Source organism: Streptomyces sp. NPDC051051, from assembly GCF_040682975.1.
Classification (GTDB): Bacteria; Actinomycetota; Actinomycetes; order Streptomycetales; family Streptomycetaceae; genus Streptomyces.
Map to the genome: position 1 here is coordinate 69,839 of NZ_JBFBCB010000038.1, position 14,794 is coordinate 84,632.

Genomic DNA, 14,794 nt, shown 5'->3' on the forward strand with positions numbered 1-14,794 from the left:
AGAGGAGTCATCGGATTCGGGCGGGGGTACGGCGGTGGCTGACGAGGCGGCCGCGGTCACAGCGGGGTCGGATGGTGACCACGGCCGCCTCGGGTCTTCGGTGGGCACGGCCTCCCGAGGGGGGCGCGGGGGCACAGGCCCGCGGCTCGTGCCGCGTGGTCCGGCGCCGCGCGGGAGCGGCCGCGGGTGTGCGGCCTGCGGTCGCACGACCGCTCTCCCGGTGCGACGTCACCCCTTCGTGCCGCCCGCGGTCAGGCCGGTCACCAGGTTCTTCTGCACGAGGTAGAAGAACGCGGAGACCGGTATCGCGATCAGCACCGCGGTGGCGGCCATCAGGTTGCGCTGTGCGTCGTGCTCGCTGACGAAGCTCTGGAGTCCGACGGCGAGGGTGTACTTCTCGTCGTCCAGCAGGAACGTGGTGGCGAAGGCGACCTCGCCGAAGGCCGTGATGAAGCTGTAGAACGCGGCCACCGCGAGGCCCGGCTTGGCGAGCGGCAGGATCAGCCGCGCGAAGGTGCCGAAGGGGGTCAGCCCGTCGACCCGGCCGGCCTCGTCGATCTCGAACGGGATGGTGTCGAAGTAGCCCTTGAGCAGCCAGGCGCAGTACGGCACCGCGGTCGAGCAGTAGACCAGGATCAGACCGAGGTAGGTGTCGATGAGCTGGAGGTCCGACAGGATCTGGTACATCGGCACCATCAGCACGGCGACCGGGAACATCTGGGTCACCAGCAGCACCCACATGAACTTCCGGTAGCCGGGGAAGCGCATGCGGGAGACCGCGTAGCCGGTGGTGGCGGCGATCAGCACGCCGATCACCGTGGTGCCCAGCGACACGACCAGCGAGCTCTTCAGCCAGTCGAAGAAGTTCGTCTCCTGGAGGACGAACGTGTAGTTGTCGAAGGTCATCTTCGACCAGATGCGCCCGGGGTGGAGATAGTCGTCCTTGTCCGGGCCGAGCGAGAGGTAGACCAGCCAGGCGATCGGGAAGAGCGCGATCAGCGAGGCGGTGGCCAGCACGCCGTGCGAGGCGAGCGAGGCGGCGACGCCGCGCTGCTCGCGTCCCCGGGCCTTGCCGGGGGCGGCCGCAGGCCGCCCGGTCACGTCGGCGGAGGTCTCGGCGGTGGTGGTACTCATGGGAACTCCTGCCTCAGATCGCGAGCTGCTGCTCGTTGCGGTTCAGCCAGCGGCGGTAGAACGAGGTGAAGACGATCAGGATGGCCAGCAGCAGGATGCCGTAGGCCGCCGACTGGGCGAAGTCACGCGGCTGCTGTCCGAAGCCGAGGTAGTACGCCCAGGTGACGAGGATCTGGGCGTCCGGCGCGGTGTTGCCGAACAGCAGGAAGATCACGGCGAACTGGTTGAAGGTCCAGATGATGCCCAGGAGGACGACGGTCGAGCTGACCGAGCGCAGGCCCGGCAGGGTGACGTAGCGGAACCGCTGCCAGGCGTTGGCGCCGTCCATCTCGGCCGCCTCGTAGAGCGAGGAGTCGATGGACTGCAGGCCGCCGAGGAGGGAGACCATCATGAACGGCACGCCGCACCAGGTGTTGACCATGATCGCGGCGAACCGCTGCCAGAAGCTGTCCTCCAGCCACAGCGGCGTCGGCAGGTGCAGGCTCTCCAGGGCGGAGTTGATGATGCCGCCGTCGGCGAGCATGAACCGCCAGCCGAAGACGGTGACGAAGGTCGGCACGGCCCAGGGCAGGACCAGGATCAGCCGGTAGAAGGTGCGTCCGCGCAGCTTCTGGTTGAGCAGGAGGGCGAGGCCGAGACCGAGGGTGTAGTGCAGGGCGACACAGGCCGCCGTCCAGACGATCGTCCAGAGGAAGTGCGACCAGAAGCGGTCGTAGGCGGTCTCGCCCCACAGGATGTCGACGTAGTTGTCCAGGCCGATGAACCTGTAGGTGGCCTCGATCTCGTTGACGCCGATCGTGCGGGCCGTGTTGAGGCTGTTGGCGTCGGTGAGGGTGAGGTACATGCCGTACCCGAGGGGGTACAGCACGAGGACGCCGAGGACGACCACCACGGGGGCGATCATGACGTAGGCGTACCAGTGCTTCTGGTAACCGTGCTTCAGGCGCTGACCCAGCCCGGGGCGCGGCGCGTCACCGCGGCGCTTGCCGGTCGCGCGGTCGATGGCGACTGTCATGGTTCGACACCTTCTGGAAATTCGAAGATCAGGGGCGGGCTGGGGTACAGGCCGGTGGCCGCCGGATCACTCCCCCGTGCTCGGGGTGATCCGGCGGCCACGCGGGGCTCACTTGCTGAAGTCCGGCACCAGCTTGGCGATGGCGGTCTCGGCGGTGCTCAGGCCCTTGTCGAGGGACTCCTTGCCGCCCGCGATCTTGGGCAGTTCGGTGTCCAGGGGGCCCCACAGGGAGCTGTACTCCGGCAGCGCCGGACGCGGCTGGGCGGCGGACAGCACGGTCTGGTAGCCGGCGATGCCCGGGTCGGCCTTGACCTCGGCGGTGTAGGCGTCGTCGCGCGTCGGCAGCGTGGAGTTCTTCTGCGCGATGGCCGACTGGGTCTTCGCGGACGTCATGAACTTGACGAACTTCAGCGCGGCCTTCTGGTGGGCGGCGTCGGAGCCGGCGTAGACCGAGAGGTTGTGGCCGCCGGTCGGGGCGCCCGCCTTGCCGGTGGAGCCGGCCGGGACGGTGGCGATGCCCAGGTTGCTCTTGTCCGTGAAGGCCGAACCCTTGTAGAAGTTCGTGATCTCCCACGGGCCCTGGACGATGGCCGCGACCTTGCCGTTGACGAACGCGTCCTGGATGTGGGCGTAGGCGTCGGCGGTGGTGTCCGCCTTGTGCAGGCCCTTGCCGTCGAACATGCCGAGCCAGGTGCCGTACGCCTTCTTCGCCGCCGCCGAGTTGACGGTGATCTTCTTGGCGTCGGCGTCGACGGTGTCGGTGCCCTCGCCGTAGAGGAAGGACTGGGCGTAGTAGGCCTGGGTGGAGCCCCAGTAGCCGTCGACGCCGGTCTTGTCCTTGATCGTGGCGGCGGCCTTCTTCAGGTCGTCCCAGGTCTTGGGCGCCTCGGTGATGCCGGCCTTGGTGAACAGCGCCTTGTTGTAGACGAGCGCGAGGGTGTCGGTGACGAACGGCACGCCGTACGTCTTGCCCTCGTACTTCGCCTGCTCGATCAGGTTCGACTTGAACTTGTCCTGCTCGGCGAGGGCATCGGTGCCGTCCAGCGGCAGGAAGAAACCCTTCTTGGCGAAGGCGGGGGTCCAGCCGACCTCGGAGCGCAGCACGTCCGGGGCGCCCTTGGAACCGGCGGCGGTGTCGAACTTGTTCTGCGCCTGGTCGAACTGGACGTTGACGTACTTGACCTTGACGTCCTTGTTGGCGGCCTCGAACTCCTTGACCAAGGCCTGGTACGTCGGCGCCTCATTGGTGGCGTTGGAGGTGTCCCACCAGGTGATGGTGACCGGACCGTCGGCCGAGTCGCCGCTGTCGTCACTTCCGCCGCAGGCCGTCGCCGCGAGGGCGAGGGACGCCACCAGCGCGGTGGCCGCTATGCCACGCCGCATTGAGTTCTCCTTGAGGGTGAAAGCCCGGGTAGCCCAGGGAGCGGCCCCGTCCGCCGCCCCTGTCGACTTGCCGACCGCGCCATTGCCGCCGTCGGGCGTCCAGAACGTAACAGCGATGTAAGCATCGCGAAAGACCTTGCAGAAAAGAAGTGCAAGGGATCTCCGAAGTTATTCGGGCGTGACCTCTCGGCGACCGTCATGAGACGCTTGTTTTCAACGGTGGAGCGGTCAGGGGCGGGTTGTGCAAGACTCTGCAAGCTCTTGCCATCACTTTCACGAGGGAGTGCGATGACGCAGCAGCCGGGCCGGGGCCGTCCGACAGGTCGCCCGCGGCGCCCGTTTGGTGTGCAAGGGGACACCTGGCCGGTACAGTCCAACCCTGTGACCACACGGCTTGCCGACATCGCTGCGCAGGCGGGGGTGAGCGAAGCGACCGTCAGCCGCGTCCTCAACGGGAAGCCCGGCGTCGCCGCCACCACCCGCCAGTCCGTGCTCGCCGCTCTGGACGTCCTGGGCTACGAGCGCCCCGTCCGCCTGCGCCAGCGCAGCGCCGGCCTGGTCGGCCTGATCACGCCCGAGCTGGAGAACCCCATATTCCCGGCCCTGGCCCAGGTCATCGGCCAGGCGCTGACCCGCCAGGGCTACACCCCGGTGCTCGCCACCCAGACTCCGGGCGGCTCCACCGAGGACGAACTGACCGAGATGCTGGTGGACCGCGGGGTCGCCGGCATCATCTACGTCTCCGGCCTGCACGCGGACACCACCGCCGACATGCAGCGCTACGAGCAGCTGCGCGCGCAGGGCGTCCCCTTCGTCCTCGTCGACGGCTTCTCGCCCAAGGTGCAGGCGCCGTTCATCTCCCCCGACGACCGGGCGGCGATGTCCCTGGCGGTCACCCACCTCGCGTCCCTGGGCCACACCCGGATCGGCCTGGCCCTCGGCCCGAAGCGCTTCGTCCCGGTGCAGCGCAAGATCGAGGGCTTCGTCCGCGCCATGCAGGAGACCCTCGGGCTGAACGCGGAGACGGTCGAGCAGGACCTGGTCCAGCACTCGCTCTACACCCTGGAGGGCGGCCAGGCCGCCACCATGGCCCTCATCGACCGCGGCTGCACGGCGGTGGTGTGCGCCAGCGACATGATGGCCCTCGGCGCGATAAGGGCGGCCCGCCAGCGCGACCTGTCCGTCCCCCAGGACATCTCCGTCGTCGGATTCGACGACTCCCCCCTGATCGCCTTCACCGACCCGCCCCTGACGACGGTCCGCAAGCCGGTCCCCGCGATGGGGCAGGCCGCGGTGCGCACCCTGCTGGAGGAGATCGGCGGTACGCCGGCCCCGCACAGCGAGTTCGTGTTCATGCCGGAGCTGGTGGTCCGCGGCTCGACGGCCTCGGCGCCGGGTGACCGGGGTCGTCCGTAGGGCGGAGACGTCCGCGTTCGGGGCGGTACGTCCGCCGTGTCCCCGGGGGCTCCCGGGGAGGGAAGAACATGCGGGCCGTATAGGACCAGGGGATGATCGGAGGAGAAGGCTTTTCTGGCAGACTCTGTGTCCATGGGTGAATCGACCGTGACGTCTCTGGAAGGCCATGACCAGGCCGTCTCGGGGCCTGTCACGGCCCCGCGAAGCCCTGGTCGGTTGCAGCGGCTGCGCACTCCGCGCCGCCCGCGCCTGTGGTTCGAGGTCCTGCTGATCGCGGTGAGTTACTGGACGTACTCACAGATCCGCAACGCGGTCCCGGAGCAGCGGACCGAGGCCCTGCGCAACGCCGACTGGATCTGGCGGATGGAGCACCACCTGGCCATCGCCGTCGAGGAGTCCGTCAACCGCACGGCCAACTCGGTCACTTGGCTCATCGTCGGCATGAACTACTACTACGCCACGCTGCATTTCGTGCTGACCCTCGGCGTGCTGGTCTGGCTCTACCGTCTCCATCCGGGCCGCTACGCGGCCACGCGCCTCGCCCTGTTCGCCACCACCGCCGTGGCCCTGGTCGGCTACTACCTGTATCCGCTGGCCCCGCCCCGCCTGATGAACGGCGGCGTCTTCATCGACACGGTGGTCGTCCACCAGACCTGGGGCTCGATGGCCTCCGGCGACCTCAAGAGCATGTCGAACCAGTACGCCGCGATGCCCTCCATGCACATCGGCTGGTCGCTGTGGTGCGGCCTGACCATCTTCGCCCTGGCCACGCTCCCCTGGGTGCGCGTCCTGGGCCTGCTCTACCCGGTGGCCACCCTGGTCGTCATCGTCGCCACCGCCAACCACTTCTGGCTGGACGCGGTGGGCGGGATCGTCTGCCTGGTCTTCGGCTACGCGGTGGCCCGCGTCTGGTACGGCGCCCTGCCGCACGCCCTGCCGCGGCACCCACCGCCGGGACCGTAGTCGCACGGCAGGCCACCGTCTCCGCGCGCCACCGTCTCCGCGGCCCGCCGGCCGGCGGCATCCGTGCACCGGGCAGGCGATCGGACGGCCGCCGCGGCCCGGCCCCGCCCGACCCGCTCCGGCGGCCGGGTCCCGGCCGCCCCGTCGTCTCCGGCGCCGGGTGCCCGCGCAAGCCGTCACGCCCCGTAGAACAGCGCGTCCACGACCTGCCGGGCCAGCCGCCCGGTCCGCCGGTAGTCGTCCAGCATGTCCCCCACATGACCGGGCCCGTAACCCAGGTACCGTCCCACGGCGGCCAGCTCGCGGGGATCGGAGGGGAAGGTGTCCCCCGCCCGCCCCCGGACCAGCATCACCGCGTTGCGCACCCTGGTGGCCAGCACCCAGGCCTCGTCGAGCGTCGCCGCGTCCTCCTCCGACAGCAGCCCGCAGTCCCGGGCGGCGGTCAGCGCCCCGCGGGTGCGCGTGGTCCGCAGCCCCGCCTCCCGCGCCCCGTACCGCAGCTGCAGCAACTGCACGGTCCACTCGACGTCCGACAGACCGCCCGGCCCCAGCTTGGTGTGCAGCTTGGGATCGGCCCCGCGCGGCATCCGCTCCGACTCCATCCGCGCCTTCAGCCGCCGGATCTCCCGCACCGCGTCGTCCCCGAGCCCGGCCGGCGGATAACGCAGCGGGTCGATCAGCTCGACGAACCGCCGCCCCAGCTCCTCGTCCCCGGCCACCGGTTCGGCCCGCAGCAACGCCTGCGACTCCCACCCCAGCGACCACCGCCGGTAGTAGGCCGCGTACGAGTTCAGCGTCCGCACGAGCGGCCCGGACTTCCCCTCCGGCCGCAGGTCGGCGTCGACGAGCAGCGGCGGATCGGCACTGGACACCTGCAGCAGCCGCCGCATCTCGGCGACGACCGTGTTGGCCGCCCGCCCGGCCTCCTGCTCGTCGACCCCGTCGCGGGGTTCGTGCACGAACAGCACGTCCGCGTCGGACCCGTAGCCCAGCTCGTGCCCCCCGAACCGCCCCATGCCGATGATCGCGAACCGGGTGGGCAGCGTGTCGCCCCAGCCTTCCCGCACCACGGCCCGCAGGGTGCCGGCCAGGGTGGCCGCGGTGAGGTCGGAGACGGCCCCGCCGACCAGGTCGACGAGGGCGCCCCGGTCGGCCTCGACGGGCTGTGCCTCCGTGCCGTAGGAGGCGACGATGTCCGCGGCGGCCGTGCGGAACAGCTCCCGGCGCCGCACCCCGCGCGCCGCGGTGACGCCCTGCACGGCACCGTCCGCGCGACCGACCGCGGCGAGGATCTCCTGCTCCAGGTGGGCCCGGCCGCGCGGCGCCAGCCCGCCCCCGTCGCCGTCCCCGAGCAGCGCGACGGCCTCGGGCGCCCGCATCAGCAGGTCGGGCGCGAGCCGCCCCGCCGACAGGACCCGTGCCAGGTTCTCCGCGGCCGCGCCCTCGTCGCGCAGCAGCCGCAGGTACCAGGGCGTCTTCCCCAGCGCGTCCGACACCTTGCGGAAGTTGAGCAGTCCGGCGTCCGGGTCGGCGGAGTCGGCGAACCAGCCGAGCAGCACCGGCAGCAGCGTCCGCTGGATCGCCGCCTTGCGGGTCACCCCGGACGCCAGCGCCTCCAGGTGCCGCAGGGCCGCGGCCGGATCGGCGTAGCCGAGCGCGACGAGCCGCTCGCGGGCGGCCGCGGTGCTCAGCCGCGCCTCGCCGGAGGGGAGCTGGGCCACCGCGTCCAGCAGCGGCCGGTAGAACAGCTTCTCGTGCAGCCGCCGTACGACGGCGGCGTGCCGCTTCCACTCGCGGTTCAGCTCGGCCACCGGGTCGGTCCGCAGCCCGAGGGACCGTCCGAGCCGCCGCTGGTCGCCCTCGGCCTCGGGGACGAGGTGGGTGCGGCGCAGCTGGTGGAGCTGGATCCGGTGCTCCATGGACCGCAGGAACCGGTAGGCGGCGTCGAGCTGGACGGCGTCGGTCCGCCCGACGTAGCCGCCGGTGGCGAGCGCCTGCAGGGCGTCGAGGGTGGTGCCGCTGCGCAGCGACGCGTCGGCCCGCCCGTGCACCAGCTGGAGCAGCTGTACGGCGAACTCGACGTCCCGCAGGCCGCCCGGCCCGAGCTTGAGTTCGCGCTCGACCTCGGCGACGGGGATGTTCTCGACGACCCGCCGCCGCATCTTCTGGACGTCGGCGACGAAGTTCTCCCGCTCGGCGGCCTGCCACACCAGCGGCTCGACGGCGGCGACGTACTCCGCGCCCAGGGCGAGGTCCCCGGCGACCGGGCGGGCCTTCAGCAGGGCCTGGAACTCCCAGGTCTTGGCCCAGCGCCGGTAGTAGGCGAGATGGCTGCTGAGCGTCCGCACCAGGGGGCCGTTGCGGCCCTCGGGCCGCAGGTTGGCGTCGACGGGCCAGATGGACCCCTCGCCGGTGGTCTCCGAGCAGATCCGCATCATGTGCGAGGCCAGCTTGGTGGCGGCGCGCAGCGCCTTGGCCTCGTCGGCCCCGTCGAGGGCCTCGCCCACGAAGATGACGTCGACGTCGGAGACGTAGTTCAGCTCGTGTCCGCCGCACTTGCCCATCGCGATCACCGCGAGCCGGCACAGCGCGGCGTCCTCGGGGGCGGCGGCCCGGGCGAGACCGAGGGCGGCCCGGAGCGTGGCGGTGGCCAGATCGGCCAGTTCGGCCGCGGTCTCGGCCAGCTCGGTGGTCCCGCACACGTCGCGGGCGGCGATGGACAGCAGGCAGCGCCGGTAGGCGACCCGCAGCGAGACCGGGTCGTCGGCCCCGGCGAGTCCGCGTTCGAACTCCTCCACCCCGGGGTGCAGGTCGCTCGGCTCGTAGGTGACCAGGGCCTCCCAGTCCCGGGGGTGCCGCGCGAGGTGGTCGGCGAGGGCGGCGGAGGCGCCGAGGACCCCGAGGAGCCGGTCGCGCAGCGGCTTGGCGGCTATCACGGTGTCGATCAGCTCGCGCCGGGCGGCCGCACCGGGCTGCGCCTCCAGCAGCCGGGCGAGTCCCCGGAGGGCGAGGTCGGGGTCGGCGGTGCGGCCGAGGGCCTCCAGCAGCACGGGGTCGTTGCGCAGCGGGGACAGCCCGGCGCCGTCCAGGAGGCGTTCGGCGGCGGAGGCATCGGTGAACCCGTGCCGCAGCAGTCGCGTGAAGGTGCTGCTCCTGCGCCCCGGCCCCGTCATCCCCGGCCTCCTCCGCTGCGATCAAGGTCGTACCGACTTGAGCGTAACCCGCGTCGACGCGGTGGCGCCCCGGCCGGGTTTCGGGTTGTGTGGGGGGGCGGCCATGTGCCTCGGGGCGGCCCCCGGGGCGGCCGTACGGCATGCACGACGGTCGCGACGAAGGAGTCGTTCCATGGACATGAGCCTCGAAGTCATCCTGCTGCCGGTGTCCGACGTGGACCGGGCCAAGGAGTTCTACCGGGACAAGGTCGGCTTCCACGTGGACCTCGACGGCGAGGTGATGGACGGCGTGCGGATCGTGCAGCTCACCCCGCCCGGCTCGGGCTGTTCGATCGCCCTGGTGGACGGAATGCAGGTCCCGACGGGCACGCCGAGTCCGGGGACGTACCACGGGATGCAGCTGTGCGTGACGGACGCGAAGGCGGCCTACGAGGAGCTGACCGCCCGCGGCCTGGAGGTGAGCGAGCCGCAGCAGTTCGCCCCGCAGGACGGCGCCACCTTCATGTACTTCAAGGACCCCGACGGCAACGGCTGGGCGATCCAGGAGTACCGCCGCCGCGTGACGGAACCCCTGCACCAGGTCCTCGCGGACCTCGCCGGACGGCGCGCGGAGTAGCTCCCGCCCGGCACGGGCGGTGGCCGGCGGCTGCCCGCCGGCCCCGGCCCCCCGGCCGCTCGACGCACAGCGCCGAGCAGGTCACAGCACCGGCAGGTTCTTCCGCAGCTCGAAGGCGGTGACCTCGGAGCGGTACTCCTCCCACTCCGACTTCTTGTTGCGCAGGAAGAAGTCGAAGACGTGCTCGCCGAGGGTCTCGGCGACCAGGTCGCTGCGCTCCATCAGGGTCAGGGCCTCGCCGAGGTTCTGTGGGAGGGGCTCGATGCCCATCGCGCGGCGCTCGGCGTCGGAGAGGGCCCACACGTCGTCCTCGGCGCCCGGCGGCAGCTCGTAGCCCTCCTCGACGCCCTTGAGGCCGGCGGCCAGCAGCATGGCGTAGGCCAGGTAGGGGTTGGTGCCGGAGTCGAGGGAGCGGACCTCGATGCGGGCCGAGCCGGTCTTGCCGGGCTTGTACATCGGGACGCGGACCAGGGCCGAGCGGTTGTTGTGGCCCCAGCAGATGTACGAGGGGGCCTCGCCGCCCGCGCCGGCGGTGCGCTCGGAGCCGCCCCAGATGCGCTTGTAGGAGTTGACCCACTGATTGGTCACGGCCGAGATCTCCGCCGCGTGCTTCAGCAGGCCCGCGATGAAGGAGCGGCCGACCTTGGAGAGCTGGTACTCGGAGCCGGACTCGTAGAAGGCGTTGCGGTCGCCCTCGAAGAGGGAGAGGTGGGTGTGCATGCCGGAGCCGGGGTGCTCGGAGAACGGCTTCGGCATGAAGGTCGCCTGGACGCCCTGCTCCAGCGCGACCTGCTTCATCACCAGGCGGAACGTCATGATGTTGTCGGCCGTGGAGAGCGCGTCGGCGTACCGCAGGTCGATCTCCTGCTGGCCGGGGGCGCCCTCGTGGTGGGAGAACTCGACCGAGATGCCCATCGACTCCAGCATGGTGATCGCCTGGCGGCGGAAGTCCATGCCGATGTTCTGCGGGGTGTGGTCGAAGTAGCCGGAGTTGTCGGCGGGGGTGGGGCGCGAGCCGTCGAGGGGGCGGTCCTTCAGCAGGAAGAACTCGATCTCGGGGTGGGTGTAGAAGGTGAAGCCCAGGTCGGAGGCGCGGGCGAGGGCGCGCTTGAGGACGTACCGCGGGTCGGCGAAGGACGGGGAGCCGTCCGGCATGAGGATGTCGCAGAACATGCGGGCGGTGCCGGGTGCCTCCGCGCGCCAGGGGAGGACCTGGAAGGTGGAGGGGTCCGGCTTGGCGATCATGTCGGACTCGTACACCCGGGCGAAGCCCTCGATGGCGGAGCCGTCGAAGCCGATGCCTTCATCGAATGCCTGTTCGAGTTCGGCCGGGGCCACGGCGACGGACTTGAGGAAGCCCAGCACGTCCGTGAACCACAGGCGTACGAACCGGATGTCGCGCTCCTCCAACGTCCGGAGCACGAACTCCTGCTGCTTGTCCATCTTCCGCTTCCCCATCCTTGCCGGTCAGGCCGCCTGTCTCCCGCATCGCGGGAGGCGGTCGGGCACCTGAGCATCCCACCACGACACCATTTCATGCGCGTTGCGCACCTTGATCGTGAGACCGACCCCGGGGTGAACGCCTCGCGTGCGGCAGGTGTACCGCTCCCCGCCCATCTTGCCTGTTCGCGCCCACATCCGTAATGCCCGGCCCCCTCCACCCGGCCTCCGGCCAGTTAATTTGCATCTCATATGCAAGTTTTACTACCGTGCCGTGCAGTCGAGCGCCGATCGGTGGCGCAGGCGATTCCGAGGAGACCTCATGCTGTCCGAACAATCCGCAGCGACCGTCCGAGCCACGCTCCCCGTGGTCGGCGCCGCGATCGGCGAGATCACCGAGCGCTTCTACGCGGGGCTGTTCGAGGCCCACCCGGAGCTGCTGCGGGACCTGTTCAACCGCGGCAACCAGGCCGCCGGGACCCAGCGCCAGGCCCTCGCCGGTTCCATCGCCGCCTTCGCGACGCACCTGGTCGAACACCCCGACAGCCGCCCCGACGCGATGCTCTCCCGCATCGCGCACAAGCACGCCTCGCTCGGCATCGCGCCCGAGCAGTACGCCGTCGTGCACGAGCACCTCTTCGCCGCCATCGTCGCCGTGCTCGGCGAGGCGGTCACCCCGCAGGTGGCGGCCGCCTGGGAGGAGGTCTACTGGCTGATGGCGAACGCGCTGATCGCCATCGAGAAGCGGCTCTACGAGGAGAGCGGCGGCGCCGACTGGCGCGCCTGGGAGGTCGTCGAGCGCGTCCCCGAGACCAGCGACGTCGTCACCTTCCGGCTGCGTCCGGTGGACGGCGGCCCGGTCCGCGACTTCCGCGCCGGCCAGTACGTCTCCGTCCGCGCCGAACTCGCCGACGGCGCCCGCCAGATACGCCAGTACAGCCTCTCCGGCGCACCCGGCGACGCGCTGCGCCAGATCAGCGTCAAGCGGGTGCCGGGCGGTCCGACGCCGGAGGGCGAGGTCTCGAACCACCTCCACGCGCACGTGGCGGAAGGCAGCGTGCTGGAGCTGTCGGAGCCGTACGGCGACCTGGTCCTGACCGACGCCCCGGCCACCCCCCTGCTGCTCGCCTCGGCCGGCATCGGCGTGACCCCGATCACGGCGATGCTGGCCCACCTGGCGGCCGCCGGGCACCGCGCCCCGGTCACCGTGGTCCACGCCGACCGCTCCCCCACCGAGCACGCCCTGCGCTCCGAGCACGCGGCGTACGCGGAGAAGCTCCCCGAGGCGACGGTCCACCTCTGGTACGAGCAGGACGCCCCCGAGGGCGCCCGCACCGGCCTCGCCGACCTCACGGACGTCCCGGTCCCGCCCGGTACGCGCGCGTACCTCTGCGGCCCGCTGCCGTTCATGCGCGCGGTCAGGGCCCAGCTGATCGAGAAGGGGGTCGCCCCGGCGGACGTGCACTACGAGGTGTTCGGCCCGGACCTGTGGCTGGCGACGGCCTGACGACGGCGCCCGCCACGCTCACCGCGGCTTCCCCACCGCGGTGAGCGTGGCGTAGACGACGACGTTGCCCTGGTATCCGGTGCGCTCGGTGTAACCGCCGCCGCAGGTGATCACGCGCAGTTCGGCCCGGCCGGAACTGCCGTAGACCTTGTCGTCGGGGAAGCGGTCCTTGTCGTAGAGCTCCACGGCGTCGACGGTGAAAACGGCCGTGCGCCGGTCCGCCCGGTCGATCTCGATCGTGTCGCCCTTGGCGACGGAGCCGAGGGCGTAGAAGACGCCGGGCGCTCCGGTGGGCAGGTCCACGTGTCCCGTGGTGACGGCCGTCCCGACGGATCCGGGGGACGTGCCCCCGCCGTACCAGCCGGCGAGGCCGGGGGCGTCGGCCGGTGGAGGCCGCAGCGCCCCCGACGCGTCGAGGTCCAGCTCGGTCACCGGCGCGTCCACGCCGATGGCGGGGATGCGCAGCCGCTGCGGCGGTGAGGGCCGCAGCGGCCGGACGGCGCCTCCCGCCGCCGGGGCGGTGCGGCCGACGGTGGGAGACGCCGGGGCGGAGAAGGCCTGGCCCGCCGAAGGCTGCGGCGGCTGTCCGTCGCGCAGCGCACCGGTCACCAGCAGCGTGCCCGCCACCAGGGTCCAGGCCAGAAGTCTGGCCGAAGGGATGTACGGGGACGGGGAAGCGGGGGTGGGGCCGGGGTGCCCGGGGGTCATCGTGTTCGAGCCTCTCGCTGACGACCGGGGGGAGACGATCGGCCGTGCCGTGCGGCTCCCGGTGCGGGACGTGCCGAGAGCCGGTGCGGCGACGCGCGAGCGGTCAGGTGCGGTTCGCGGGCGAGCGGCGACGTGCGCGCACCAGCCAGCCGGCGGCACCCGCGGCCAGCAGCGCTCCGCCGAGGGCGAGCTGGGAAGCCGTGCTGTCGCCGCTCCCGAAACCGGCTTCGACGGCGCCGTTGGGCCGGCCAGCCGTCAGCGTGTACGACTCCGTGAGCTTGATCCGCGGCGGGCATTTGACGATGACGGTGTCGGTGGCGGCACCGGCCCCCTCGGGCACCGTGAACCGGCCGGTGAGGACGCCCTTGCGCTCCCCTTCGAAGAGGTGGAACGACCCCGCCAGCTCGGACTCGCCCTTGCCGTAGGTCACGTCCGCGCCGCAGGCCTCGGTGCTGACGGTGACCGTGGAGCCGGAAGAACCCGCCCGCGAGCGGATGTGGAGACTTGAGTCGTCGGCCGCGGCCACCGGAATCTGCAGCGTCAGGGCACCGACCATCAGTCCGATACCGACACCGACGTGTGTGTTGCGCAAGGGGTCCTCCAGTGAAGTCGTGTCTGATTTGCCCGCATAACACACTTTTCTTTTCCACTGGTAAAACGATCAACGCCTCGTGACTCGCGCAACGTGGCAGTTGGACACGTGTTTCACCCGGCAGGCGTATGCGTCGCCCCGCCACGGGCGTTTCTCCGGCCGCCCGGAGCGAGGCCGACACGGAGGGCACCACGGGATGGACCCGGCCGGCAAACCCGTCAGGCCCGCCCGGAGATCCCCAGCAGCAGCGGGCCCGTCGGGGTGGCGACGATGTCGGAGACCGTGATCGGGTCCAGTGAGGCGTAGAAGGCCTCCTGGGCCCGGCGCAGGGCGCCGCGCAGGCGGCAGCCGTTGCGCAGGGGGCAGGGGGCGGCGCCCTCGCAGTCGACGACGTCGCCGTCGCCCTCGAAGGCGCGGACCACGGCGCCCACCGACGCCGTACGGCCCTTCTCCGTCAGGGCGAGGCCGCCGCCCCGGCCGCGGCGGGCCTCCAGGAGGCCCATGTGCTGGAGCTCCGCGACGACCTTGGCCGCGTGGGTGTACGGGACCTCCATGGCGGCGGCCACGTCCCGGGTCGTCGGAGTGGTCCCGTCCACCACCGCGAGCCGCATCAGCACGCGCAGTGCCAGGTCGGTGGATCGCAAGAGCCGCATGGAGTGAAGGGTAGAGGAGGCACGCACATAATGCGCATCTCAGCCTCCGATTATGCGGGCCGCCCCGGCACCGCGCGCGCCCGCCCTTGGCTGTGACCTGCCTAGGGCGTGTTTCGAAAGTCCCGTCTGCCCGGCGACGCCTGGCACGCACGCTCGCCGCGTTGTCGGGATCGCCCCGATACAACCAGTATCGG

General features: G+C 71.4%; 12 protein-coding genes. 4 read left to right on the plus strand and 8 right to left on the minus strand.

Annotated elements, in window-relative coordinates; all coding sequences use genetic code 11:
* Nucleotides 1–228: 228 nt before the first annotated feature.
* The 3 genes from AB0N31_RS26060 to AB0N31_RS26070 form a co-directional block, all read right to left on the minus strand.
* Entirely contained in the window at nt 229–1,134 is a 906-nt protein-coding gene (locus tag AB0N31_RS26060) for a sugar ABC transporter permease (protein WP_366060848.1), read from the minus strand.
* A 13-nt stretch (nt 1,135–1,147) separates the two neighbouring features.
* Nucleotides 1,148–2,149 carry a sugar ABC transporter permease gene (locus tag AB0N31_RS26065; RefSeq protein WP_366060849.1) on the minus strand — a complete coding sequence of 334 codons (1,002 nt, stop codon included), beginning with the start codon at nt 2,147–2,149 and terminating at the stop codon, nt 1,148–1,150.
* 108 nt (nt 2,150–2,257) lie between these two features.
* Complete coding sequence (locus AB0N31_RS26070; RefSeq protein WP_366060850.1) at nt 2,258–3,532, minus strand: extracellular solute-binding protein; 1,275 nt, start codon at nt 3,530–3,532, stop codon at nt 2,258–2,260.
* A gap of 381 nt (nt 3,533–3,913) precedes the next feature.
* Between AB0N31_RS26070 and AB0N31_RS26075 the strand changes: the two genes are divergently transcribed.
* Both AB0N31_RS26075 and AB0N31_RS26080 read left to right on the plus strand, forming a co-directional pair.
* Nucleotides 3,914–4,948: a LacI family DNA-binding transcriptional regulator gene (locus AB0N31_RS26075; protein ID WP_366060851.1), complete on the plus strand. Its 1,035-nt coding sequence runs from the start codon at nt 3,914–3,916 to the stop codon at nt 4,946–4,948.
* Between the two features lie 132 nt (nt 4,949–5,080).
* Complete coding sequence (locus AB0N31_RS26080) at nt 5,081–5,911, plus strand: phosphatase PAP2 family protein (RefSeq protein WP_366060852.1); 831 nt, start codon at nt 5,081–5,083, stop codon at nt 5,909–5,911.
* Between the two features lie 176 nt (nt 5,912–6,087).
* Here AB0N31_RS26080 and AB0N31_RS26085 read toward each other — a convergent pair whose 3' ends face one another.
* On the minus strand, nt 6,088–9,084 hold the full coding sequence (locus AB0N31_RS26085) for a bifunctional [glutamine synthetase] adenylyltransferase/[glutamine synthetase]-adenylyl-L-tyrosine phosphorylase (RefSeq protein ID WP_366060853.1): 2,997 nt from the start codon (nt 9,082–9,084) through the stop codon (nt 6,088–6,090).
* Between the two features lie 172 nt (nt 9,085–9,256).
* Here AB0N31_RS26085 and AB0N31_RS26090 point away from each other — a divergent pair, with 172 nt between their 5' ends.
* On the plus strand, nt 9,257–9,700 hold the full coding sequence (locus AB0N31_RS26090) for a VOC family protein (RefSeq protein WP_366060854.1): 444 nt from the start codon (nt 9,257–9,259) through the stop codon (nt 9,698–9,700).
* An 81-nt stretch (nt 9,701–9,781) separates the two neighbouring features.
* Here the strand turns inward: AB0N31_RS26090 and glnA are convergent, their stop codons facing one another.
* A complete protein-coding gene (glnA, locus tag AB0N31_RS26095; RefSeq protein WP_363087097.1) occupies nt 9,782–11,143 on the minus strand; it encodes a type I glutamate--ammonia ligase in 1,362 nt (453 codons plus the stop codon).
* A 319-nt stretch (nt 11,144–11,462) separates the two neighbouring features.
* Between glnA and AB0N31_RS26100 the strand changes: the two genes are divergently transcribed.
* On the plus strand, nt 11,463–12,647 hold the full coding sequence (locus tag AB0N31_RS26100) for a globin domain-containing protein (RefSeq protein ID WP_366060855.1): 1,185 nt from the start codon (nt 11,463–11,465) through the stop codon (nt 12,645–12,647).
* A gap of 18 nt (nt 12,648–12,665) precedes the next feature.
* Here the strand turns inward: AB0N31_RS26100 and AB0N31_RS26105 are convergent, their stop codons facing one another.
* The 3 genes from AB0N31_RS26105 to AB0N31_RS26115 all read right to left on the minus strand — a co-directional run bounded on the left by AB0N31_RS26105 (nt 12,666) and on the right by AB0N31_RS26115 (nt 14,600).
* Nucleotides 12,666–13,355, minus strand: a complete 690-nt coding sequence (locus AB0N31_RS26105) for a class F sortase (RefSeq protein WP_366060856.1) — start codon at nt 13,353–13,355, stop codon at nt 12,666–12,668.
* Nucleotides 13,356–13,458: 103 nt separating this feature from the next.
* Nucleotides 13,459–13,947 carry an LPXTG cell wall anchor domain-containing protein gene (locus AB0N31_RS26110; RefSeq protein WP_366060857.1) on the minus strand — a complete coding sequence of 163 codons (489 nt, stop codon included), beginning with the start codon at nt 13,945–13,947 and terminating at the stop codon, nt 13,459–13,461.
* Nucleotides 13,948–14,165: 218 nt separating this feature from the next.
* Nucleotides 14,166–14,600: an Rrf2 family transcriptional regulator gene (locus AB0N31_RS26115; RefSeq protein ID WP_366060858.1), complete on the minus strand. Its 435-nt coding sequence runs from the start codon at nt 14,598–14,600 to the stop codon at nt 14,166–14,168.
* Nucleotides 14,601–14,794: the final 194 nt, after the last annotated feature.

Coding starts and splice junctions, on each gene's coding strand:
- AB0N31_RS26060 (WP_366060848.1), bottom strand. CDS start 1,134: ATGAGTACCACCACCGCCGAGACCTCCGCCGACGTGACCGGGCGGCCT.
- AB0N31_RS26065 (WP_366060849.1), bottom strand. CDS start 2,149: ATGACAGTCGCCATCGACCGCGCGACCGGCAAGCGCCGCGGTGACGCG.
- AB0N31_RS26070 (WP_366060850.1), bottom strand. CDS start 3,532: ATGCGGCGTGGCATAGCGGCCACCGCGCTGGTGGCGTCCCTCGCCCTC.
- AB0N31_RS26080 (WP_366060852.1), top strand. CDS start 5,081: ATGGGTGAATCGACCGTGACGTCTCTGGAAGGCCATGACCAGGCCGTC.
- AB0N31_RS26085 (WP_366060853.1), bottom strand. CDS start 9,084: ATGACGGGGCCGGGGCGCAGGAGCAGCACCTTCACGCGACTGCTGCGG.
- AB0N31_RS26090 (WP_366060854.1), top strand. CDS start 9,257: ATGGACATGAGCCTCGAAGTCATCCTGCTGCCGGTGTCCGACGTGGAC.
- glnA (WP_363087097.1), bottom strand. CDS start 11,143: ATGGACAAGCAGCAGGAGTTCGTGCTCCGGACGTTGGAGGAGCGCGAC.
- AB0N31_RS26100 (WP_366060855.1), top strand. CDS start 11,463: ATGCTGTCCGAACAATCCGCAGCGACCGTCCGAGCCACGCTCCCCGTG.
- AB0N31_RS26105 (WP_366060856.1), bottom strand. CDS start 13,355: ATGACCCCCGGGCACCCCGGCCCCACCCCCGCTTCCCCGTCCCCGTAC.
- AB0N31_RS26115 (WP_366060858.1), bottom strand. CDS start 14,600: ATGCGGCTCTTGCGATCCACCGACCTGGCACTGCGCGTGCTGATGCGG.